Here is a 1,871-nt window from a genome sequence, read left to right as displayed (position 1 = left end):
CAGCCGCCCCCGTGGGGACGGCGCAGCAAACGGTGCCGACGTCGGTTGGCATGCCGCCCACGGCCCCGGCGACTGCCGTCGGCGAACCGGTGGCCTCGGCCATTGCCGACGCGCAAAACGCATCCGGCGCACCTGGCGCAACCGAAACGCCCGAGGCCTCCGGCGCACCAGGGGCCCAGCCGGTAAAGGGCTTTGCCCCCAGCCGCATGGCTGCTGCCAACCTGTACCGCAAGTTCGCGCAGGGCTAAGCCGAACGTCGGCGGGAGACACCCTTCCCATGCCCACGCCGCTGGGCTAGAACACGGCCCATGGTCACCGCCGCATCCCATGCACCCGGAAACGCCGGAATCCTCGGTAACGCCGGAATCACCGGTCACGCTGGAGTCCGTCGACCCTCGGAATCCGCCGGCTCCGCACCGTCGGCCCATTCCGGCCCGCAGGCGTCCTGTGCGCCGCGCCGGGTACTGCATGTCGTTTCCTCGCTGGGGCTTGGCGGCACCGAAAAGGTCATGCAACTGCTGCTGACCCGGCTGGCCCCGTCCCGCTTCCAGCGCGCGGTGTGGAGCCCTGCCGACGGCCCCCGCGCCACCCCCCTGCGTGAAGCGGGGGTGACCACCTTCATCGGCGGCGACCTGGGCAGCGTGGCCGCCCGCCTTCTTCCCCACATCGTGCATGTGCACCGCGCGGGCTGGCCACAGCCGGAACTGTTGCGCCCCCTGCGCACGGCCTTCCGCCAGGCGCCCGACGCCGCGCGTTCTCCGGACGGGAACGCCGATGCGCCCCCCCGACGCCTGCCCGCCATTGTGGAAACCAACGTCTTCGGGCGGCACGACCCTTCCCCGTCGGGCCAACTCATCGACGTCACCCTGTTCGTCTCGCGCTTCTGCGCCGAACGCTTCGCCCGCGTGCAGGGCATCGCCGCCGTGCCTCCGCGCTGGCGGGTGCTGTACAACCCGGTGGACACCGCCCTGTTCGCCCGGCTGACCCCGCCGCCCGCCGAGCGCGACTACACCCGCCCCGTGCTGGGCCGCCTGTCCCGGCCAGACCCCGGCAAATGGTCGCCGCTGGCCCTGCACATCCTGCCCGTGCTGCGCCGCGAAATGCCCCACTTCCGTTACGACGTCGTCGGCGGCACCCCGGACGCGGAACGCTACGTGCGCGAGCACGGCCTGTCGGACAACGTGCGTTTTCTGCCACCGCTGCGCGACGACACGGAGCTATCCGTATTTTTTAACGAACTTTCCCTGCTGGCCCATGCCAACGACACCGGCGAAAGCTTCGGGCTGGCCATCGCGGAGGCCATGGCCGCCGGGCTCCCCGTGGTCACCCACCCCTGTCCCGGCCTGCGCGACAACGCCCAACTGGAGTTGGTGGAGCACGGCGTCACCGGGCTGGTGGCCGAAACGGCGGACGACTACGCCGGGGCGGTGCTGCACCTGCTGCGCCACCCGGAGACGGCCCGGCGCATGGGCGAGGCCGGACGACGCAAGGCCGCCGCGCTGTTCGACGCCGACATGCAGGCTCGCGCCCTGGAAGCGCTGTACGACGAGGTGTGCCCGCCGGAGATGGCATGCAAAGAGGCCCCATGAGCATCGCACCCGAAACGCCCCGCGAAGCCGCCCGTCCCGACGCTACAGGCACCCCCGGCGCCACGGACGCCCTGCTGGCCGCGTATGCCTCCACGATACTGGGGTTCCGGCTGGGCGACGGGCAGGAGAACCCGGCGGATGACGTTCCCGGCCTGCCCCGGCCCGATGCGGATGCCCACCAGCAGGCGGTCCGGCAGGCGGCGGACAAGGCGGTGCGCCTTGCCCTGCGCAGCGGGCGACCGCATCTGGTGCTGCTGGGCACTGGCGACGGCGCCCTGCCCG

The 1,871-nt window shown here is 72.0% G+C and carries 1 protein-coding gene and 2 pseudogenes; all 3 read left to right on the top strand.

Annotated elements, in window-relative coordinates; all coding sequences use genetic code 11:
• A pseudogene (locus tag FVW20_RS13950) lies at window positions 1-248 on the top strand (flagellar export chaperone FliS); the annotation flags it as partial.
• A gap of 261 nt (window positions 249-509) precedes the next feature.
• Window positions 510-1,589, top strand: coding sequence for a glycosyltransferase family 4 protein (locus FVW20_RS13945; RefSeq protein WP_231039118.1), 1,080 nt, complete (start codon window positions 510-512; stop codon window positions 1,587-1,589).
• Window positions 1,586-1,871, top strand: a pseudogene (locus FVW20_RS13940) (hypothetical protein); the annotation flags it as partial. The gene FVW20_RS13945 and the pseudogene FVW20_RS13940, both read left to right, overlap by 4 nt.

Origin of the sequence: Nitratidesulfovibrio oxamicus (genome assembly GCF_015731765.1) — a bacterium.
In the GTDB taxonomy this organism is placed as follows: domain Bacteria; phylum Desulfobacterota; class Desulfovibrionia; order Desulfovibrionales; family Desulfovibrionaceae; genus Cupidesulfovibrio; species Cupidesulfovibrio oxamicus.
The sequence above is the reverse complement of the archived record's forward strand: the minus strand, read 5'-3'. Positions and strand labels throughout refer to the sequence as shown.